Source organism: Rhodanobacter sp. FW106-PBR-R2A-2-24 (genome assembly GCF_058789615.1).
In genome coordinates, this window is sequence record NZ_JBYTBV010000002.1 from 3,198,568 (window position 1) to 3,218,056 (window position 19,489).

15 protein-coding genes are annotated in these 19,489 nt (G+C 68.0%); 6 read left to right on the top strand and 9 right to left on the bottom strand.

Annotated features, from left to right (window positions below):
* Window positions 1-400 precede the first annotated feature (400 nt).
* Window positions 401-3,643, bottom strand: coding sequence for a TonB-dependent receptor (locus AC3WQA_RS15710; protein ID WP_492675969.1), 3,243 nt, complete (start codon window positions 3,641-3,643; stop codon window positions 401-403).
* A gap of 457 nt (window positions 3,644-4,100) precedes the next feature.
* Here AC3WQA_RS15710 and AC3WQA_RS15715 point away from each other — a divergent pair, with 457 nt between their 5' ends.
* Window positions 4,101-5,114 carry a LacI family DNA-binding transcriptional regulator gene (locus AC3WQA_RS15715; RefSeq protein WP_492676377.1) on the top strand — a complete coding sequence of 338 codons (1,014 nt, stop codon included), beginning with the start codon at window positions 4,101-4,103 and terminating at the stop codon, window positions 5,112-5,114.
* Between the two features lie 63 nt (window positions 5,115-5,177).
* Window positions 5,178-6,476 (top strand): MFS transporter, encoded by a 1,299-nt coding sequence (locus tag AC3WQA_RS15720; protein WP_492675970.1) that lies wholly within the window; start codon window positions 5,178-5,180, stop codon window positions 6,474-6,476.
* A gap of 155 nt (window positions 6,477-6,631) precedes the next feature.
* Here AC3WQA_RS15720 and AC3WQA_RS15725 read toward each other — a convergent pair whose 3' ends face one another.
* Window positions 6,632-7,687, bottom strand: coding sequence for an AraC family transcriptional regulator (locus AC3WQA_RS15725; protein WP_492675971.1), 1,056 nt, complete (start codon window positions 7,685-7,687; stop codon window positions 6,632-6,634).
* Window positions 7,688-7,784: 97 nt separating this feature from the next.
* Between AC3WQA_RS15725 and AC3WQA_RS15730 the strand changes: the two genes are divergently transcribed.
* From AC3WQA_RS15730 to AC3WQA_RS15740, 3 genes are read left to right on the top strand one after another with little or no spacing between them, the layout of a single operon-like run.
* Window positions 7,785-9,386, top strand: a complete 1,602-nt coding sequence (locus tag AC3WQA_RS15730) for an FAD-binding oxidoreductase (RefSeq protein WP_492675972.1) — start codon at window positions 7,785-7,787, stop codon at window positions 9,384-9,386.
* Window positions 9,383-10,924: a glycerol-3-phosphate dehydrogenase/oxidase gene (locus AC3WQA_RS15735; protein WP_492675973.1), complete on the top strand. Its 1,542-nt coding sequence runs from the start codon at window positions 9,383-9,385 to the stop codon at window positions 10,922-10,924. The genes AC3WQA_RS15730 and AC3WQA_RS15735 overlap by 4 nt, the downstream gene beginning before the upstream one ends.
* 7 nt (window positions 10,925-10,931) lie before the next feature.
* On the top strand, window positions 10,932-12,506 hold the full coding sequence (locus AC3WQA_RS15740) for an FGGY-family carbohydrate kinase (RefSeq protein WP_492675974.1): 1,575 nt from the start codon (window positions 10,932-10,934) through the stop codon (window positions 12,504-12,506).
* On the opposite strand, the gene AC3WQA_RS15745 is transcribed toward AC3WQA_RS15740, so the two are convergent.
* From AC3WQA_RS15745 to asnS, 7 genes are all read right to left on the bottom strand, one after another.
* Window positions 12,481-12,915: a RidA family protein gene (locus AC3WQA_RS15745; RefSeq protein ID WP_492675975.1), complete on the bottom strand. Its 435-nt coding sequence runs from the start codon at window positions 12,913-12,915 to the stop codon at window positions 12,481-12,483. The genes AC3WQA_RS15740 and AC3WQA_RS15745 overlap by 26 nt on opposite strands.
* A complete protein-coding gene (gene can, locus AC3WQA_RS15750) occupies window positions 12,912-13,574 on the bottom strand; it encodes a carbonate dehydratase (RefSeq protein WP_492675976.1) in 663 nt (220 codons plus the stop codon). Before can ends, AC3WQA_RS15745 begins: the two co-directional genes overlap by 4 nt.
* A 10-nt stretch (window positions 13,575-13,584) precedes the next feature.
* Entirely contained in the window at window positions 13,585-15,051 is a 1,467-nt protein-coding gene (locus AC3WQA_RS15755; protein WP_492675977.1) for an aldehyde dehydrogenase, read from the bottom strand.
* Window positions 15,052-15,285: 234 nt separating this feature from the next.
* Window positions 15,286-16,074 carry an SDR family oxidoreductase gene (locus tag AC3WQA_RS15760; RefSeq protein ID WP_492675978.1) on the bottom strand — a complete coding sequence of 263 codons (789 nt, stop codon included), beginning with the start codon at window positions 16,072-16,074 and terminating at the stop codon, window positions 15,286-15,288.
* Between the two features lie 31 nt (window positions 16,075-16,105).
* Window positions 16,106-16,420 (bottom strand): hypothetical protein, encoded by a 315-nt coding sequence (locus tag AC3WQA_RS15765; RefSeq protein WP_492675979.1) that lies wholly within the window; start codon window positions 16,418-16,420, stop codon window positions 16,106-16,108.
* Window position 16,421: 1 nt separating this feature from the next.
* Window positions 16,422-17,309 carry a hypothetical protein gene (locus tag AC3WQA_RS15770; protein ID WP_492675980.1) on the bottom strand — a complete coding sequence of 296 codons (888 nt, stop codon included), beginning with the start codon at window positions 17,307-17,309 and terminating at the stop codon, window positions 16,422-16,424.
* A gap of 7 nt (window positions 17,310-17,316) precedes the next feature.
* Entirely contained in the window at window positions 17,317-18,729 is a 1,413-nt protein-coding gene (asnS, locus tag AC3WQA_RS15775; RefSeq protein WP_492675981.1) for an asparagine--tRNA ligase, read from the bottom strand.
* 154 nt (window positions 18,730-18,883) lie between these two features.
* On the opposite strand from asnS, the gene AC3WQA_RS15780 reads away from it, so the two are divergent.
* A complete protein-coding gene (locus AC3WQA_RS15780; RefSeq protein WP_492675982.1) occupies window positions 18,884-19,210 on the top strand; it encodes a HesB/IscA family protein in 327 nt (108 codons plus the stop codon).
* Window positions 19,211-19,489: the final 279 nt, after the last annotated feature.

Here is a 19,489-nt window from a genome sequence, read left to right on the forward strand (position 1 = left end):
CATGCTCATCGCGGGTGGGGGACGGCAAACTCATGGTTTCGGCAGGTACGGATTGCGGTTCGATGTCGGTGAAGGCGTGGCCGCTCTTGAGCACGCGCATGCGTGCGACAGTGCGTGCCGCCAGACCTTCGGCGCACCCGGCAGGAGCTGCGCCCAGAGCTGCACGTCAAGGGTGGATGGCGAGTGCAGTGGCGTCATGCCGTCGCCCTCAGTGCCTGTCCAGAAGTGACCGTTCGCGGCGTTGCCGTGGACGCGGTGAGCAGCAGGCAAGCGAACAAGGCCGCCACTCCCGCTTTCGCGGGAATGGCGGCAACCGGGGAACTCGCCATGTTGTGTCGCCGTCCCGCCATGGCACGTGGTCCGGCCTGCGCCATGGCGGGAGCCTGTTGCACCGGACTGGTCAGAAGTCCGCGCGCAGGCTGAGGTTGTAGCGGGTGTCGTCGCGGAAGAAGCCCTTGGGCACGGTGGTGCCGTTGGTGTCGATGATCTCGCGGCTCTTGAACGTCGAGTTCAACAGGTTGGCCACCTGCAGTGCCACCTTGACGTGCGGGGTCAGTGCGTAGATCACCGAGCCGTCCAGCCGGCCCTGCGAGGCGGCCATGACCGGCAGGAACGGATAATCCGCCTCCTGGCCCGTGATCAGGAACTGCGAGCGCCAGTTCCACGCCAGTCGTGCCGACAGCGGGCCTTTTTCGTAATACGCGGTGAAGTTGAAGGTATCGCGGGACAATTCGCCGGGCGGCAGCTTGCGCTGGTTGACGCACTGCGTGGCCGGCAGATACGTGGCGGGGCAGTAGTTGACCACACCGAAGGCCAATCCATGCGGCTTGATGTAGGTGTAGTTGGTCTGCACGCCGAAGCCGGACAGCCAGCCAGGCAGGAAATCGAATTTCTGCTGGTAGGCCAGTTCCGCCCCGCCCACGCTGCCTTTCTGGTCGAGGTTGGCCAGGCCCGCCGTGTACTGCTCCGGATAGGTCACGCCGTTGTTCGTCACCGAGGTGTCCACCACGTTGGTGATGTACTGGATGGTGTGGTTCAACTGCTTCCAGAACAGCATGCCGGTCAGCGAACCGGCGTTGCCGAAATACCATTCCTGGCTCAGGTCGAAATTGTGCGCCGTGATGGGCTTGAGGTACGGGTTCGTGCCGTTGTAGCCGTTGCCCACCGTCGGTTCGGTACTGCCATTGGTGCCGTAAGGCAGCAGTCCGCTGATCGACTGGCCCGCTTCCAGCTGGTTGAGCGCCGGTCGGAAGATCGACTCGGAGAATGCGAAACGGGTGATGAGGTCGTCCGTCCAGCCGATCGACAGATTGAAGCTGGGCAGCCAGTTGCCGTAGCCGTTGCTGGCCTTTATCGGGCTATACCCGCCATTGGCAAAGGTCACGTATTGCTGCTGCTGCGCCGAGGTGAGCGCGCAGAATGTGCCTGGCGAGGCTGGTTGGGTGCCGTTCTTCGTTACGCCCTGGCAATACTGCGCGACGGTGGCGTTGCCGAGAGCCTGCTTCATGTCCGGCAGCAGCATGTAGCCCGCGGCATCGTCCTGGGTATGCACGTAGCGCACGCCGATGTTGCCGCTGATTTGCAGGCCGCTCAGGAAATCCAGGTTGCCGTTGCTGAAGTTCAGGCGGAGATAGGTGGCGTTGGTCTTCTCCCCGTTGGAGGAGATTTCCTGCGGCAGGTAATGCGTGCCCGGCACGAAGGTATAGCCGTACTGGTCGCGTTCGTAGTTGGTGTAGTAGGGGCTCCACCAGCTCCAGCCCGGGTTGATGGCCAGCGACTGCTGGTTGATCTGCTTCATCGCGGCGACGGATTGCCAGAATTGCGACTGCGGGTTCAGGTTGAAGAAGGGCGCGACCACGCCGAAATCGCCGTCGCCGAAGGCCGGCAGGTTGACGTGGTACGGGGAAACGTAGGCGGGTGTGTTTGCGGCCGTGACCGCCAGACCATTCCCGCCAGCGTAGGGCGTGCTGATGTCCCAGAAGTAGCTGTACGGCGAGGAATACAGCGTTTCTTCCTGATCGCTGTGCCGGAAGCCGAACTGGATGTTGTCCAGCGGACCCTTGTCCACGTCGAAGCTGCCGTCCAGGCGGAAGGCGCGCTGGTTGCCCCAGGATTTCTCCTGGTGATCCTGTGCTGCTGACCAATAGGTATTGTTGGGGTTGGCGAAATACTGGGCCGTCGTTTCGTTGGGATTGGGCGACAACAGGTTGATCGTGGGCACGTTGTCGCCGTGCGTGGCGACGTACCAGTTCGCCTGGGTCATCTGGCGGATGTAGTAGTAGGAATCCGAGTAATCGGAATGGGTGTCCTGCGCGTCCAGGCTGAGGTGCAGCCGATCATTGACGTTCCACTTCAGGTTGAAGGCGTAGTCGTTGGTCACATAACGCCGCTTGAAACCGGCGGTATCGAGCTGCGTCGGCACGCCGCCATAGGTGAACGGCAGGAAGGTCGATGCGGCCGGGTCGCCCGAGATGGTGCCGGACTGGAATACGCCGATGGAGTCGTACACCGGCGTGGTGCCCGCCAGCGGCACGGCACAACCGGCCAGCGTCTGGCCGTTGCAACCATCCGTCGATGCCTGGAGGGTGTGCTCGAAGGTGGTTTCGGAGTCCGATGCCCGATTCCACGTCAGCGCGGCCTGCCAGGTCTTGTCCGGGCTTTCCCACTGCAGGGCCAGCGCATGGCCGAAGCGCGTGCTGGTTTCGTCCTGGTGACGAAGGTCGCCCCCGACCGGCACGTAGCGGTATTCGCCGGGCGCAAGGCCGGGGAAGGCGTCGGTCCTGCCACCCGGCAGGTCGCAGCCATTGCAGCGCCGCTGGTAATCGACCACGGAGATCGCATTGTCGGTCTGGTCGATGCGGTCGTAGGCCACGTTGGCGAGGAAACCGAAGCGGCCGATCCCGGTCTTCCAGTTCTGGCTGAACAGGCCGGCGATCTGCGGCGTGCCCTTCTTGGCCAGGTCACCCCAGTAGTCGCCGAGGGTGACCGAGGCCTGGGTATCCTTGTTGCTGTCGAAGGGCATGCGCGTGTTCAGGTTGATCGAGCCGGCGATGCCGCCTTCGATCATGTCCGCCGTCTGGTTCTTACTCACCACCACCGAGCCGATCAGCTCGGGCGACACCGTCGAGAAGTTGAGTCCCTGGCCGCCGCCGGCGGAGAACACCTCGCGGCCGTTGAACAGCGTGCTGGTGTAGGGCAGGCCCTGCAGGCTGATGTCCGAACCCTGGATCGAGAAATGGTCCGGGTCGGCGGCGACGCCGAAGGCGCTGACAGCCACGCCTGGCACGCGTTGCAGGGCCTCGGTCACCGACAGGTCGGGCAGCGAGCCGGCGTCCTGCGCCGAGATCGCGTCGACCACGGTGTCGGCGTAGCGCTTGATGTTCTGCGCACGATTGAGGCTCGACGAGTAGCCGTTGACGGTCAGGCCGGTGAGCTGCTTCGCGTTCTTCTCGTCCGCTGTGGCGGCGGCATTGTTCCTGGTCTCCGCCTTCGCTGCTTTCTTCGTGGCGGGTGCGGCTTGCGTGGTCTGGTCGGCGTCCGGCGTTGCGGACTGCGCGTGCAGGGGCGCTGCCGCCAGCAAGGTCATCGCGATCGCCAAGGACAGCAGGCGCGGTTGCTGCGCCTTGCCTGCCTGCGGATTCATGGTCTGCTTCTTCACTTCGGTTCTCCCCAATGTTCAGTGAACGCCCGGCTGATTTGTGCCGTCTCTCGCTGCCGACTTTTCCGCCTGCTGCCTGGATGCCAGGCCATTCGCCTGCCGCGGCTGGTCGTCGACCCGGGCGGGAGGTTTGCATGCCATGGTGGCTACTTCGATTTGCCGGAAGGTGATTGCGCCCGCGCTGGAAGGTGACGACAAAGCCGCCGCAAGCCACACCGCGAACGGTTGCCCGGTGCAATCACCATTACCTCCCCTGACGCTACCTTGCGCCGCGATCCGCGACTCGGCGCACCGACGCGTGTTGCAAGCTAATCAAATGTACAAGCGCTGTCAACAGAAAATACCAGCGCTGGTATTTTGTTGGCGAAATGGACGAAATCCGGGTTCCTGCAGGGCCTGCGCCTGAGGTAGCATGGCTGCCGCAAGCCACACGAGGGCAGCCATGCCTGTGAGAATCGAAGACGTCGCTGCGCATGCCGGCGTATCCACCAAGACGGTATCCCGCGTCATCAATGGCCAGCTAAGCGTGCGCGCTACGTTGCGTGCACGGATCGAGGCATCCATCCGTGCGCTCGACTACGTGCCCAATGCGTCGGCGCGCGGCCTGGCGGGGAAGCGCTCGTACCTGATCGCGCTCCTGTACGACAATCCGATGGCCGGTTCCAGCTACACCATGGAACTGATCGTGGGCGTGCTGCAGGCCTGCAATGGAACGCAGTACAACGCGGTGCTGCACCCGTTCGACGCGGCGGACGACCTGGCTGCGCGCATTGACGGCTTCGTGGCGACACACCGGCCGGACGCGCTGGTGCTGGTTCCCCCGCACGCCAACAATGCCAAGTTGCTGCAGCGCCTCGACGAGCTGAACCTGCCGTATGCGACGATATCCTCCAAGCTGCGTCAGTCGCGCATCGATGTCGGTTTCGACGAGCGCCGGGCGGCAGCCGAGATCGTCGAACACCTCATTTCGCTCGGGCATCGGCGGATCGGCCACATCGCCGGGCTGAAAGGGCACGGTGCACACACCTGGCGGCTCAGCGGCTATCGCGATGCACTGCGCAAGGCCGGCATCGTTTATGACGAATCGCTGGTGGTGGATGGGGATTTTGCGTTTGCCTCCGGCGTGGCCGGTGCCCGGGTGTTGCTCGACCGGCGGCGCCCGCCAACGGCGATCTTCGCGGCGAACGACGACATGGCGTGCGGTGTGATGCGAGTGGCCTACGAGCGAGGGCTGGCCATTCCCGGCGACCTGTCGGTATGCGGGTTCGACGATACGCCGGTATCGGGGCTGATTTCGCCTGGATTGACGACGGTGCGCCAGCCGTGCCGCGAGTTGGGTCGGTTGGCGGTCGAGGGCCTGTTGCAGTCGATTCGTGACCCCGCCACGCGCCAGCAGGCGCGCGTGCCCTATCAGGTGCATCTGCGCGCATCGACCGCCGCCCCCGGGAAACCATAATATTTGCCCTGTGCCGACTCCTGGTTCTGGCGAACCCGAGTCCGACCACAGGGGATAGCGACGGTGATCGACGAGAAGGTTGAAGCGGCAACGCGCTGCCTGCCTGCGCAGACCGGTACGCCGCTGGATGCGGTTCCGCGCCTGCGTCGCATTGGCTGGCCGTTCATTGTTGTCTACGGCCTGGCCTATACCGGCCTGTGGATGGCTTTGCTGCCTCCCATCCTGTTGGGCCTGGCGATGCGGGTGAGCGAGCTGGCACCGGAGCATGCGACTGGCAGCCTGTCGCTGGTGGTGGGCGTGGGCGCATTGGTGGCGCTGTTCGGCAACCCGTTCTTCGGTCACCTCTCCGATCGCACGACTTCACGCCTCGGCATGCGCCGGCCCTGGCTGGTTGCCGGTGCGCTGGGCGGGGCGGTGGGGCTGGCGATGACAGCGATGGCTGCATCGGTTCCGCAGCTATTGCTGGGTTGGTGCTTCACCCAACTTGCCTACAACGCGCAACTGGCTGCGCTGGCGGCGATTCTTGCCGATCAGATCCCGGCATCGCAGCGCGGCATGGTGTCTGGCGTCGTGAATACCAGCCTGCCCTTGGGCATGACCTGCGGAACCTTCCTGGTCGAGGCTCTCGCGAAGTCCACGCCCGCGATGTTCCTGGTGCCGGCCGGGATGGCCATGGCCGGCGCGCTGGCCCTGGCGTGGGTTCTGCCCGACCACCGGCTGACCGTGGCGCAGCGCCCGCGCTACGGATGGCGCGAATTTCTCGGCAGCTTCTGGGTGAACCCGCTGCGTTTCCCCGATTTCGCCTGGGTCTGGAGCAGCCGGTTCCTGCTTTACGCTGGCGTCGCGCTGCTGATGACCTATCAGGAGTTTTACCTGGTTCGGCAGCTTGGCTGCGCGATTGCCGAGGTACCGCACCGGATCTTCCTGGCCACCTTGGTGCAGTCATGCGCAGTGGCGGTCTTTGGTGTCCTGGGGGGTGGATTGTCCGATGTGCTCGGGCTGCGCAAGGTCTTCGTGTCAGGCGCTGCGCTGGTTTACGCATTGGCACTGCTCGCGATTGCTGGCGCTGCCTCGTATCCCCGGTTTCTCGCGGCGATGGCTTTGGCTGGCGTCGCGCAGGGCGTGTATCTGGCGGCTGATCTCGCGTTGGTCACTGACGTACTGCCGCAGCGCGAAACGCACGCTGCACGAAACCTGGGCATTTTCAACATCGCCAGCGTGTTGCCGCAATCGTTGATGCCGGCGCTGGCCCCAGCCATCCTGGCAACGAGCGGCGGCAGCTACGCGGCATTGTTCGTGGTGGCTGCCGCTTTCGGTGCCCTGAGCGCCTGGGCCATCTTGCCCTTGCGCGGCGCGCGCTGAGCGGAGCGGCTGCGGCTCGCGTCCAGATGCCGCCACGGCGTTCCGTCGGCCCGGCGTGACGCCAGACGTGGCCGAAGAAGGGCGCACACTTCCTCGAAGGCCCGCGCGGGCTGCAGAAGACGCACAAGGAAATCGGCGAGGTCGCCGGCCCCGGCCTAACGTGACATCTGGTGCTGTCGCCAGGCGGCCGGGGTGGTGCCATGCCAGTCACGGAAGGCGTGGTTGAACGAGCTTTGCTCGCGATAGCCGAGCAGGAAGGCGACCTCGGTCAGGGTGATGGCGGGGTCGCGCAGATAGGGCTCGACCAATTGGCGGCGGATGGCGTCGAGTTCGTGCTGGTAGCTGGTGCCGGCTTCGGCGAGCCGGCGTTGCAGCGTGCGCGGCGTGCAGCCCAGCGCGGCAGCCACGTCGGCGAGTCGGGCGCGGTCCTGCGCCAGGTTTCCCGCGATCTGCGCGCGCACGGCGTCGGCGATGCCGCGCGTCGTCGGCTGCGCACGTGCGGCCAGCAGGCGTTCGGCGTGGCTGGCCAGCACGCCGAACAGGCTGGGATCGGCGTTGGGAACGGGGCGATCGAGCACGCTGGCCGGAAAACGCGCGCCGGTATACGGCGCGTCGAAATGCACCGGGGCGCCGAAGAGGCGCTCGTAGGCCGGCATCAGAGTGGCGTCCGGCGCGGCGTGGGCGAAGGCCACGTCGATCACCGGCAGGTGGGCGTGGGCCAGCCAGTTGGCGAAGCCGAGGATGCCGGCCATCACGCTTTCGGCCAGGTGTCGGCTGGACGATGGCGTCAGCCAGGGCGACGACCAGCGGTAGTGCGCGATGGTGCCGTGCTCCTCGATGTGCGAGCGGCCGAGGTCGTGGGCCAGCCCTTCGAAGCGCATGGTCTGCCGGGCGGCGGCGCGAAAGCTGTCGCAGGCGCACAGCACCAGCCCGTAGCTGGCGAAGGTCGACAGCCGCGCGCGTTCACCCACGTGCAGGCCGAACAAGGGGTCGCCGCAGAGTTCGGCGGCGGCATCGAGCAGCTTCAGATAGGTCGCCACGGCGAGGGAGTCGCCCACCGGCGGCAGCGCATCGGCAGGCAGGCCCAGCGCTGCCGCCAGTCGCGTGGGTGGCAGGCCTTGCGCGGCGGCGGTGTCGACGGCGGTTTGCGCATACGGCCCGGCGACGCGTGCAAGGGGCAGGGGCGGGATCGAGGCGGCGGCAGACGGCATGCCTGGCATGTTCGCACAAGCGCCCTGGCGGCCATCGACAAGTCGCGCACACCCCGTTGGCGGACAATGCTTGCCGGTGTGCTGGCGGGGGATGAGGATGCGACGCTGGAACGGCTGGGGTGATACGACGGTCGAGCTGCCGCTGCAGGCGGAGGCGCTGGTCTTTCTTGGCGAGGCGATCGGGCCGGGGAAGCCGCCCCGCGATGCGGAGCTGGCGACGGTGCTCGCCGCCATCGCGGCGCAGCCCAGTCGGCTGCCGCCGCACCCGCTGCTGGATGTCTCACCGGCGGCGCGGCTGGCGGCGAGCTTCGGCCAATCGTGTGCAGACTGGCTGCGGCTGCGTTTCGGCGTGCCGGGGCGCGTGGTGGACGGGGTGGCTACGCCGGCCTCGCGCGAAGAAGTGCGCACGCTGCTGGATTGGGCGGCGGCGCAAGGCGTCGCGGTGCTGCCCTGCGGCGGCGCGACCTCGGTGGTGGGGCACCTCACGCCGGTGGGCGACAAGCCGGTGGTGGCGCTGTCGATGGCGCACCTGACGCGGCTCCTCACGCTGGATCCGCAAGCGCAGCTGGCGCGTTTCGAAGCCGGCGTGAGCGGGCCGGATCTGGAGGCGCAACTGCGCGCCCACGGCTACACGCTGGGCCACTTTCCGCAGAGTTTCGAGTATTCGACCCTGGGCGGCTGGATCGTCACGCGCTCCTCCGGCCAGCAATCCGCGCGCTATGGGCGCATCGAGCAGTTGTTCGCCGGCGGCCACCTGGAAACGCCGCAGGGCGCGCTGGAGCTGCCGACCTGCCCGGCCTCGGCCGCCGGGCCGGATCTGCGCGAATGGGTGCTGGGTTCGGAAGGCCGCTTCGGCGTGCTGACCGAGGCGACGGTGCGGGTGCGCCGCCTGCCGGAGGTGGAGCGCTTCGTCGGCGTGTTCCTGCCGGACTGGACGCGGGCGCAGGCGGCGGTGCAGGCGCTGGCGCAGGCGCGGCTGGGGCTGTCCATGCTGCGCCTGGCCAACCCGCTGGAAACGCGCACGACCTTGCAGCTTGCCGGCCATGCGCGCGCCATCGGCTACCTGGAGCGTTACCTCGCCCTGCGCGGCGCACGCGCGGACAAGTGCCTGCTGCTGGCCGGCTTCACCGGCACGGCGGCGCAGGTGCGCGCGATGCGCCGGCAGGCCGCGGCGATCGTGCGCGCGTATGGCGGTGTCGCCACCGGCACGCTGTTGGGCGACAAGTGGCGCGCCAACCGCTTTCGCGGCGTGTACCTGCGCAACAGCCTGTGGGCGGCGGGCTACGCGGTGGACACCATGGAAACCGCCTGCGACTGGCCGCGCGTGGCGCCGCTGATGGCGGCGATGGAGGCGGCGGGGCGCGACGCGCTGGCCGCCTTCGGCGAGCGCGTGCACGGCTATAGCCACCTCTCGCACGTCTACCCGCAGGGTTCCAGCATCTACAGCACTTTCGTGTTCCGGGCCGGGGCGGATTTCGCGGCGAGCCATGCGCGCTGGCAGGCACTCAAGCAGGCGGTGTCGGCGGCCATCGCGGCCCATGGCGGCACGATCAGCCACCAGCACGGCGTGGGCAAGGATCATGCGCCGTGGCTGCCCGCCGAGAAGGGCGCGGCGGGGATGGCCGCCCTGGCCGCCGCGCGCCGCCAGTTCGATCCCGCCGGCGTGATGGCGCCCGGCAACCTGTTCGGTGACGCATGAGCGCGATGCGGGAAGTGGAGCTCGTGGTGATCGGCGGCGGCATCGCCGGCGCCGGCATCGCGCTGGAAGCAGCGCGACGCGGCATCGACGTCACCCTCGTCGAGGCGCGCGATTTCGCCTGGGGCAGCTCCTCGCGCTCGTCGAAGCTGGTGCACGGCGGCTTGCGCTACCTGCTGCAGGGCCAGCCCGGGCTGACCCGCGTGTCGGTGCATGAGCGTAGCCGCTTGCTGCGCGAGGCGCCGGGGCTGGTGGCGCCGCAATCCTTCCTGATGGCGCATTACGCGCATCGTGCGCCGGGGCGCCATCTGCTGGGCGCGGGGCTGTGGTTGTATGACGCCTTTGCCGGCCAGCGCTCGCGGCGCTACCACGACCGCGAAGAGGCCTTGTGGCTGGCGCCGCACCTGCGCCGCGAAGGGTTGCTGGGCGCCACCACCTATCTCGACGCCACCACCGACGACGCACGTCTGGTGCTGCGCGTGTTGCAGGAGGCACGCGCGCTGGGCGCACGCACGCTGAACTATCACCGCGTCGAATCGCTGCTGCGCGAGGATGGCCGCGTCGTCGGCGTGCGGATGCGTGATCCAACTGGCGAACGGCGCGATGTGCGTGCGCGCGTCGTGGTGCATGCCGCCGGCGCGTGGGCCGATGGTTTGCGCGCCGACATCGGCGGCGCGCCGAAGCTGCGCCCCTTGCGCGGCAGTCACCTTTTGTTTCCGCTGTGGCGCCTGCCGCTGGGACAGGCGATTGCCTTTCGCCACCCGCGCGATGGCCGGCCGGTGTTCGCCTACCCGTGGGAAGGCGCGGCGCTGGTGGGCACCACCGACGAGGATCAATCCGGCGATTTGTGGCGCGAGCCCGGCATCACGCGGCACGAGCTGGATTACCTGTTCGAGGCGCTGGCGTGGCAATTTCCCGAGCTGAGCTTGGGCGAGGGCGATCTGTTGTCGACCTTCGCCGGCGTGCGCCCGGTGGTGTCCAGCGGGCAGGCCGAACCCTCGCGCGAAAAACGCGATGAGCTGGTGATCGACGAAGACGGCCTGCTCACCGTGACCGGCGGCAAGCTCACCACCTTCCGCGCCGAAGCGCTGGATGCGCTGGCACGGCTGGTCACGCGCCTGCCCGCCGCAGGCCGATCGGTAGCTGGCCCGCTGTTCGCCCACGTCGCGCCGGTGCCGGCGCTGGCGGCACCGGATGGCGCGTCGCGCGCACGCCTGCTGGCGCGCTACGGCGTGGCGGCGGCGAACGTGCTGGCGGTGGCGCAGGCGGGTGAGCTGGACGCCGTGCCCGGCACGGCAACGCCGTGGGCCGAGCTGCGCCACGCCGCGCGCCACGAACAGGTGCGCCATCTCGACGACCTGCTGCTGCGGCGTACCCGGCTGGGCCTGCTGCTGCGCGAGGGCGGCGCCGCCATCCTGCCGCGCGTGGGCGAGATCGCGCGGCAGGAGCTGGGCTGGGATGAGCGGCGCTGGCGCGCGGAAGTGCGCCGTTATCGCGCCATCATCCGGCGCAGCTACAGTGTGCCTTCGCCTGATCGTTGAGTCCCGCGTGAATACTTCGACCCGTACCGAGCTGCTACTGGCCATCGACTGCGGCACGCAAAGCGTGCGCGCGCTGCTGTTCGATCTGCACGGCGCACTGGTCGGCAAGGCGCAGGTGCATTTCGATGACTACGCAGTGCGCGAACCGGGCTGGCACGAGCACAGTGCCGAAGGCTTCTGGCGGGGCGCCGCGCAGGCCTGCCAGGCCTTGTGGGCCAACCATGGCGCGCTCAAGAGTGCAGTGCGCGGCGTGGCGGTGACCACCCAGCGCGGCACCGTGTTGCCGGTCGACGCCGCCGGGCAGCCGCTGCATGCGGCGATCACCTGGCTGGATCAGCGCAAGGCCACGCGCGTGCCGACCATCGCGCCGTGGTGGCGCGCGGCGTTCAAGCTGGCCGGCGTAGCCGGCACCATTGGCTATTTCCAACGCGAAGCGGAGGCCAACTGGCTGGCCGAACACGCGCCGGCGTTGTGGCAGCGCACGCACAAGTTCCTGCTGCTGTCGGGCTGGCTCAACTTTCAACTCACCGGGCGCTACGTCGATTCCATTGGCGCGCAGGTGGGCTATCTGCCATTCGACTTCAAGCAGCAGCGCTGGGCGAGCCGTGTCGATTGGAAATGGCAGGCGCTGGCGATCACGCCGGAGCAGTTGCCCGAACTGCTGCCGGTGGGTGCCACGCTGGGGCAGGTGACGTCGGCGGCTGCTGCTGCCACCGGCATTCCGGCTGGCTTGCCGGTGATCGCGGCGGCGGCCGACAAGGCCTGCGAAATTCTCGGCGCCGGTGCGCTGGAACCCACGATTGGCGCGCTTTCCTACGGCACCACGGCGACGGTGAACGTGACCACGCGGCGCTATGTGGAAGCGCTGCCCTGGGTGCCGCCGTATCCGGCCGCGTTGCCCGGCCACTACAGCAGCGAGGTGCAGATTTTTCGTGGCTACTGGATGGTGCGCTGGTTCAAGGAGCAGTTCGGCCAGGCCGAACAATTCGCCGCCGCGCAGACCGGCGTGTCTGCCGAAGCCTTGTTCGACGAACTGGTGGCCGCCGTGCCGCCCGGCTCGCTGGGGCTGATGCTGCAACCGTTCTGGACGCCGGGCATCCGCCATCCCGGCCCCGATGCCAAGGGCGCGGTGATCGGCTTTGGCGATGTGCACACGCGCGCGCATTTGTATCGCGCCATTCTCGAAGGCCTGGCCTATGCGCTGCGCGATGGCCGCGAGCGGATCGAGCGGCGTGGCGGCGTGGCCATGCGCGAGCTGCGCGTTTCCGGCGGCGGCTCGCAGTCCGACGCGGCGGTGCAGCTCACCGCCGATATCTTCAACCTGCCGACGTCACGGCCGCACGTCTACGAAACTTCGGGCCTGGGCGCGGCCATCGACGCCGCCGTGGGCCTGGGCCTGCACCGCGATTTTCCTGCGGCGGTGGCGGACATGACGCGCGTGGCGCGCGTCTTCGAGCCCGAGCGCGCCAACGTGCTGTTGTACGAGGCGCTGTACACGCGGGTGTACCGGCGCATGTACGCGCGCCTCGCGCCGCTCTACGCCGAAATCCAGCGCATCACGGGTTATCCGAAGCTGGACTGAGCGCCGCCACGCATTTCAGCTCGATGGCGATGGGCGTGGGCAGGGCGGTGATGCCGACCGTGGTGCGGCAGGCGTCCACGCCGGCGAAATACTCGGCGTACAGCGCGTTGTAGGTGGGAAAATCACGCGCCATGTCGGTGAGGAACACGGTGACGTCCACCAGATCCCCCCAGCGCGCGCCGGCGGCTTCCAGCACGGCGCGCACATTGGCGAACACTTGCCGGCACTGCGCGGCAATGTCGTAGGCGACCAGCTTGCCGTCAGCATCGGACACGTTGCCGGGGATCGCGTTGGTGCCCGGCTGGCGCGGGCCCACGCCGGAGAGGAACAGCAGGTTGCCGACGCGCCGTGCGTGCGGGTAGGCGCCGACCGGAGCCGGCGCGGTATCCGTGCGTACGACGTCGCTCACTGCGCGGCCCAGCGCTGGGCGAGGCTGGCCAGCACGCCTTCGTAGGCGGCGGGCAGCTGTTCGATGCCGCGCACATCCAGGCCGAGGTCGGTGATGTGGCCGTTGTCCAGGCCGTAGATCCACGCATGCACGGCCAACGGCTGGCCGCGATCCCAGGCCTCGCGCACGATGGTGCTGTGGCAAACGTTCACCGCCTGCTCGATGGCGTTCAGCTCGCACAGGCGCGCGTGGCGCACGGCGAAATCGGTGACGCTGCCCAGCTTGTCGGGGTGCTTCATCGCCACATCGCCGATATGGCGCAGCCAGTTGTCGATCAGGCCCAGGCGCGATTCCTTGAGCACCGCGCCCACGCCGCCGCAGCCGTAGTGGCCCACCACCAGGACATGCTTCACCTTGAGCACGTCCACCGCGAACTGGATGGTGCTGAGCGCGTTGAGATCGGTGTGCACCACCACGTTGGCCACGTTGCGGTGGACGAAGATCTCGCCGGGTGGGAGATCCACGATCTGCGTGGCCGGCACGCGGGAGTCGGAACAACCGATCCACAGGTATTTGGGTGCCTGCTGCTGCGCCAGCTTCTCGAAGAAATCCGGCTCCCTGGCCGTGGTTTCGGCGGCCCAGCGCCGGTTGTTGGCGAGCAGGTCTTTGATCGAATTCATCGGTTTTCCTTCAGTAGCGGATACAGACATTCTTGGGCTCGGTGAAGAAGCGCAGCGCCTCCGCGCCGCCTTCGCGGCCGAGGCCGGAATGCTTGGTGCCGCCAAAGGGCGTGCGCAGGTCGCGCAGCATCCAGCAGTTGACCCAGACGATGCCGAATTCCAGCCGCGCGGCGAGCCGGTGTGCGCGGGCGAGATCGCGCGTCCACAGCGAGGCGGCCAGGCCGTAGCCGGTGCCGTTGGCGATGGCCAGCGCCTCGGCCTCGTCCTCGAACGGGATCAACGTCACCACCGGGCCGAAGATTTCCTGCTGGTTGGTGGTGGCCGTGTTCGGCAAGCCTTCGACCACCGTAGGCGCGACGAACCAGCCGCGCTCGCAGCGACCGGGGACGCTGACCGCCTCGCCGCCGCACAGCACGCGGCCGCCTTCGGTGCGTGCCGTGGCGAGGCAGGCCAGCACCTTGTCGTAATGCGCCCTAGACACCAGCGCGCCGAGGTCGCTGGCGTCGTCGTTCGGATCGCCCACGCGCAATACGCGCACGCGCGCCAGATAGCGCTCGCGAAAGGCTTCGTAGATCGAACGCTGCACCAGCAGGCGCGAGCCGCACAGGCAGATTTCGCCTTGATTGGCGAAGCCCGAGCGCACGATGACGTCGAGGTTTTCATCGCTGAGGTCGGCGTCGGCAAACACGATGGCCGGGTTCTTGCCGCCCAGTTCCAGCGAGACTTTCTTGAAGCGCGTGGCGGCGGCTGCGGCGATGTGCGCGCCGGTGGCGGTGCTGCCGGTGAAGGAGATCGCCTTGACCGCCGGATGCTCGACGATGGCCTGGCCCACCGTGGGGCCGCGGCCGTGCACGATGTTCAGCACGCCGGGCGGCAAGCCCGCCTCGATGGCGAGTTCGCCGAGCAAGGCGGCGGTGCAGGGGGTCACTTCCGAGGGCTTGGCCACCACGGTGTTGCCGACCGCCAGCGCCGGCGCGATCTTCCAGGTGAACAGGTACAGCGGCAGGTTCCATGGGCTGATGCAGCCCACCACGCCCAGCGGCTGGCGCAGGGTGACGTTGATCGCGCCCTGATCCGGTTGGCCCAGCGCCATCGCGTGCGATTCGCTGCCCCACGTGGTGGCGGCCGCGGCGAAGAAGCGCAGGTTGCTCACCGCGCGCGGGATGTCCACGCTGCGGGCCAGCGCCAACGGCTTGCCGCTGTCCTTCGATTCCAGCGCGGCGAATTCGTCCAGCCGCGCCTCGATCAGGTCGGCAAGGCGCTGCAGCAGGCGCGCGCGCTCATCGTTCGGGGTGGCCGCCCAACGCGGCGCTGCGCGCTGCGCGGCAGTGACGGCGGCAGCGACATCCATGGCGTCGGAGTCGGGGCAACGGGTGAAGGCCTCGCCGGTGGCGGGCTCGAAGACGTCGAGCCAACCGTCGTTGCGCGGCGGCAGCAAGCGGCCGTCGATCAGATTGGCGAGGCGGGAGTCGGGCATCCGGACAAGCTTACGCCGTGACGCGGATCATTGCACCGGACGCGGGGGTACGTGGGACGCGGAATACGGGGCTCGGAACCCGAGAGGATCGTTTGTGGCGAACTTGCTGCGCATCGGCAGACACGCCTGGCTGCATGTCGATGCCTGGCATGCGAGCTGGCGTTGATTTGCGGCCCGCGTTTGACGTGGTCTGACCGGATCGTCGCGCTACGCTTCCCCGAGTCCCGGCCCTCTCTACAGGCTGCGCAGTCGCCCACCATCCACCGGCAGGCTGACGCCAGTGATGTAGCTGGCCGCTGGCGAGGCGAGAAAGGCCACGGCGGCGGCGATTTCCGCCGGTTCGGCGAAGCGGCGCATCGGCACCTCGGCCTGCATGGCCTGCTGCACCTCGTCGATGGACTTGCCGGTCTTGTCGGCGCGCGCGGCGACGATCTGCTCGATGCGCGGCGTGCGGGTGGCGCCGGGCAGCACGTTGTTGACGGTGATGCCGTGGGGTGCCAGTTCGCCGGCCAAGGTCTTGGCCCAGCTCGCCACCGCACCGCGCGTGGTGTTGGAGACGCCGATGCCGGGGATGGGTTCGCGCACCGAGGTGGAAATGATGTTGACGATGCGGCCCCAGCCTGCCGCGCGCATGCCGGGTACCACGACTTGCGCCAGCGTGTGGCAGGCGAACAGGTGGGCTTGCAGTGCGGTGAGGAAGGCCGCCGGCGTGGCATCGAGCACGTTGCCCGGCGGCGGGCCGCCGCTGTTGTTGACGAGGATATGCACCGGCGCGTCGGCGGCCAGCGCCTGCACGCGCGTGCGCAGCGCTTCGGTATCGCTCACGTCCAGCGCGAGGTGGTCGTGCTGCTGCGCGGCGTGCGTGCGCGGCAGTTCGGCGAGGAGGGTTTGCAGCGCCTCGTCCCGGCGTGCCAGCACGGTGATGTTGGCGCCGAGCCGGGCCAGCTCGATGGCGCAGGCGCGGCCGATGCCTTGCGAGGCGCCGCTGACCAGCGCGTGGCGACCGTCCAGTTGCAGTTGCATGGCGACTCCCGTGAGAGAGGGTGGGTTGAGGTCAGCCCCAGCGCAGCCGCAGGCCCAGCGCGGCCAGCCAGCACAGCCAGCCGATCCATTGGCTGTAGCGCCAGACGGCACGCCAGCGCAGGATGTCGCGGTCGTCCAGCGCTGCGAGCGCGGGCGAGCGCAGCACGTATTGCATGCGCATCCACACCTGCAGGGCGCCGACCTTGCCGCGGGCGGATTCGACCACTACCTGCCAGTGCTGCGGATAGCGCAGGCGCAGCAGCTTCGCCGCGCGGAATGGCGCCACGTAGGAGAGCACGAACAGCGCGAGGCCGGCGAGCAGCAGGCCGAGGTAAAGCGCCAGCACGTCAGTTGCCCTTGCCGGCGGGGTCGCTGGTGCCGGCCGACTTGCCGTCGGCCGGCTTGCCGCTGGCGTTGCCGCCGCTCCAGGGCAGGGCGGGCAGCGAGGTGCGCAGGGTGTTCAGCACGCCGTCGCCCTTTTCCGCCTTCTTGCAGACGGCGTTGTCCACCGCCTTGGCGTAGGTGCTGTCCATCATGCCGACCCACAGCGTGCCGTCCGGCCCGTGCGGCACGCTGAAGCTGCCGCTGGAGTTCATGTTCAGCGTGGCCTTGCTGTTGCTGTTGAAGGCAGCGGGGGACTGTTCCCAGTAGGTTTTGCCCTGCTGTTGCGCGGCCGAGCTGTAGACCAGGAGATAGCGCGCCTGCGCGCTGGTGACCGTGTAGCTGCCCAGCGCGCCGGAAGTCTCGTCGCTCCAACCCATGTACTCGCACAGGTCGATGTCCTGGCTGGTGCCAATAGGCTGGAAGCCGTCGTCCAGCAGCACCACGGTGGGAGCGAACAGGTAGCTGGATTTCAGCCAGCGCCCGCTCAGGGCGGACTTGAAGGCGATGCGGTACGGCAGCTTGACGCCGCTGGGCAGGCGGAAGGCGAGGAAGTAGCTGTGCGTGCCGTCGAGGCTGGCGACGCTGCTGCCCGGCCCCAGGGTGAACTTCTGCGGCTGCCAAGGCAGCAGGTTCTGGTAGGAGAAGTCGGCGTAGCTGGTGCAGCAGGGCGTGGCGTCGTCGAGGCGCTGTCGCGCCTGCTTGATCGGGTCGCCGGTGTTCTGCGCCGTGCGCAGGTTGGGCGGCACCAGGGTGGTCGGCACGACGGCCTTCACGGTGTGGCAGCCGGCCAGCGCGAGGCCGGCGGCGAACGTGGCGAGCAGGGCGAGCAGGGCGGGCAGGCGTGGCGTCATGGGATCTTCAGAATTCGGCGGTGCCCGCGGCGCGCGGGTAGGGGATGGCGTCGCGGATGTTGGCGAGGCCGCAGACGTAGACCAGCAGGCGCTCGAAGCCCAGGCCGAAGCCGGCGTGCGGCACGGTGCCGTAGCGGCGCAGGTCGCGGTACCACGAATAGGTTGCCGGGTTCAGGCCGAACTGCAGCATGCGCCGGTCGAGGTAGTCCAGCCGCTCCTCGCGCTGGCTGCCGCCGATGATCTCGCCGATGCCCGGCGCCAGCACGTCCATCGCCGCCACGGTCTTCCCGTCGTCGTTCAGACGCATGTAGAACGCCTTGATCGCCTCGGGGTAGTTCATGACGACCACCGGGCGGCCGATATGTTTCTCGGCCAGGTAGCGTTCGTGCTCGGTCTGCAGGTCGATGCCCCAGGCCACCGGGTATTCGAACTTTTCGCCGGACTTCTTCAGTATCTCGATCGCGTCGGTGTAGTCGATGCGCTCGAAGGGCTTGGCGATGAATGCTTCCATGCGGGTGATCGCGTCCGGCTGCACGCGTTCGGCGAAGAACGCCATGTCATCGGCGCGTTCGTCCAGCACGGCCTTGAAGATCGCCTTGAGGAAGGCTTCGGCGCAGTCCGCGTCGGCGGTGAGGTCGGCGAACGCGATCTCCGGCTCGACCATCCAGAACTCGGCCAGGTGGCGGGCCGTGTTGGAATTCTCGGCGCGGAAGGTGGGGCCGAAGGTATAGACCTTGCTCATCGCCAGGCAGTACGCCTCGACGTTGAGCTGGCCGGACACGGTGAGGAACGCCTCGCGACCGAAGAAGTCCTGGCGGAAGTCGATCTTGCCGTCGGGCGTGCGCGGCAGGTTGGCCAGATCCAGCGTGGACAGCCGGAACATGTCGCCGGCGCCCTCGGCGTCGGAGGTGGTGATGATCGGCGTGTTGACCCAGAAGAAGCCCTGTTCGGTGAGGTGGCGGTGGATCGCCGTCATCATCGTGTGGCGCACGCGGGTCACCGCGCCGAACAGGTTGGTGCGCGGGCGCAGGTGGGCGACTTCGCGCAGGAACTCCATCGAGTGCTGCTTGGGCTGGATCGGGTAGGTCTCCGGATCGTCGACGAAGCCGGTGACCTGCACGCTGTCAGCCTGCAGCTCGAAGCTCTGTCCCTTGCCCTGCGACGGCACCAGCGTGCCGCTGACGATCACGCCGGCGCCGGCAGTGAGGTGCTTCACTTCGCTCTCGTAGTTGGCGAGGGTGGCCGGCACCACCGCCTGGATCGGGTCGAAGCAGGAGCCGTCGGTGACGTTGACGAAGGACAGGCCGGCCTTGGAGTCGCGGCGCGTGCGCACCCAGCCGCGCACGGTCACCGCGCTGCCGGCGTCGATCTGGCCGGAAAGCGCCTTTTTTACACTGCATGCCGTGGTGGCCGCGCTCATCGTTGCAAACTCCTGTGTTGGCGCCACACGGGCGCAGTTCAAAGGTGGGACGCGCGGGTCGCGGCGCGTGGGGGCAAACCGGCATGATAATGTAGCTGCCGCCCGCGCCGCGACCGCTGCGCCGCTGCTTTTTGCCTTGCCGAGCTTCGTCGCCATGACCATCACCATCACTCCCGCCGCCAACGAACGCATGAGTGCGTTCCTCGCCGCCTCGCCCGCGGCCGCCGGCGTGCGCTTCGGCGTGAAGCGCACCGGCTGTTCCGGCTTCGGCTACGTGGTCGACCTGGCCACGACGCGCAACCCGGACGATGCCGTGCTGGAGATCGACGGCGTGCCACTCCTGGTGGACAGCAAGAGCCTGCCGCTGCTGGATGGCACGGTGATCGACTTCCAACGCCAGGGTTTCGGTGCCAGCTTCGTGTTCCACAACCCCAACGCCACCGGCGAGTGCGGTTGCGGCGAGAGTTTCACCGTCGGCTGAAACCGGCCTTTCCCCTTTGCGCCCGGTGCGGGTGGCGCGCCAGTGAAAAATCGCCGTCTTCCTGTGGCCGTCGACAAGGGCGTCCGGCGACGTGGTGGAGTGCGCGCGATCCGGGAATGCATGCCGCCGCGCTTGTTGCAAGGTGCTGTGCACCATGTAACGACAGAATCTTGCGGTGCGAACGGCGTCCCGATTCCTAGGAAAAAAATTTCTTGCGACTGATGTGCGCAAGGAATAACGTCCACTGATTCGCCGCAGGGGAAGGTGGCGAGTGATCCT

What these genes read in the sequence shown, in the direction of transcription:
- AC3WQA_RS15710 (WP_492675969.1), bottom strand. Translation starts at nt 3,643, where the DNA reads ATGAATCCGCAGGCAGGCAAGGCGCAGCAACCGCGCCTGCTGTCCTTG.
- AC3WQA_RS15715 (WP_492676377.1), top strand. Translation starts at nt 4,101, where the DNA reads ATGCCTGTGAGAATCGAAGACGTCGCTGCGCATGCCGGCGTATCCACC.
- AC3WQA_RS15725 (WP_492675971.1), bottom strand. Translation starts at nt 7,687, where the DNA reads ATGCCGTCTGCCGCCGCCTCGATCCCGCCCCTGCCCCTTGCACGCGTC.
- AC3WQA_RS15730 (WP_492675972.1), top strand. Translation starts at nt 7,785, where the DNA reads ATGCGACGCTGGAACGGCTGGGGTGATACGACGGTCGAGCTGCCGCTG.
- AC3WQA_RS15735 (WP_492675973.1), top strand. Translation starts at nt 9,383, where the DNA reads ATGAGCGCGATGCGGGAAGTGGAGCTCGTGGTGATCGGCGGCGGCATC.
- can (WP_492675976.1), bottom strand. Translation starts at nt 13,574, where the DNA reads ATGAATTCGATCAAAGACCTGCTCGCCAACAACCGGCGCTGGGCCGCC.
- AC3WQA_RS15755 (WP_492675977.1), bottom strand. Translation starts at nt 15,051, where the DNA reads ATGCCCGACTCCCGCCTCGCCAATCTGATCGACGGCCGCTTGCTGCCG.
- AC3WQA_RS15760 (WP_492675978.1), bottom strand. Translation starts at nt 16,074, where the DNA reads ATGCAACTGCAACTGGACGGTCGCCACGCGCTGGTCAGCGGCGCCTCG.
- AC3WQA_RS15770 (WP_492675980.1), bottom strand. Translation starts at nt 17,309, where the DNA reads ATGACGCCACGCCTGCCCGCCCTGCTCGCCCTGCTCGCCACGTTCGCC.
- asnS (WP_492675981.1), bottom strand. Translation starts at nt 18,729, where the DNA reads ATGAGCGCGGCCACCACGGCATGCAGTGTAAAAAAGGCGCTTTCCGGC.
- AC3WQA_RS15780 (WP_492675982.1), top strand. Translation starts at nt 18,884, where the DNA reads ATGACCATCACCATCACTCCCGCCGCCAACGAACGCATGAGTGCGTTC.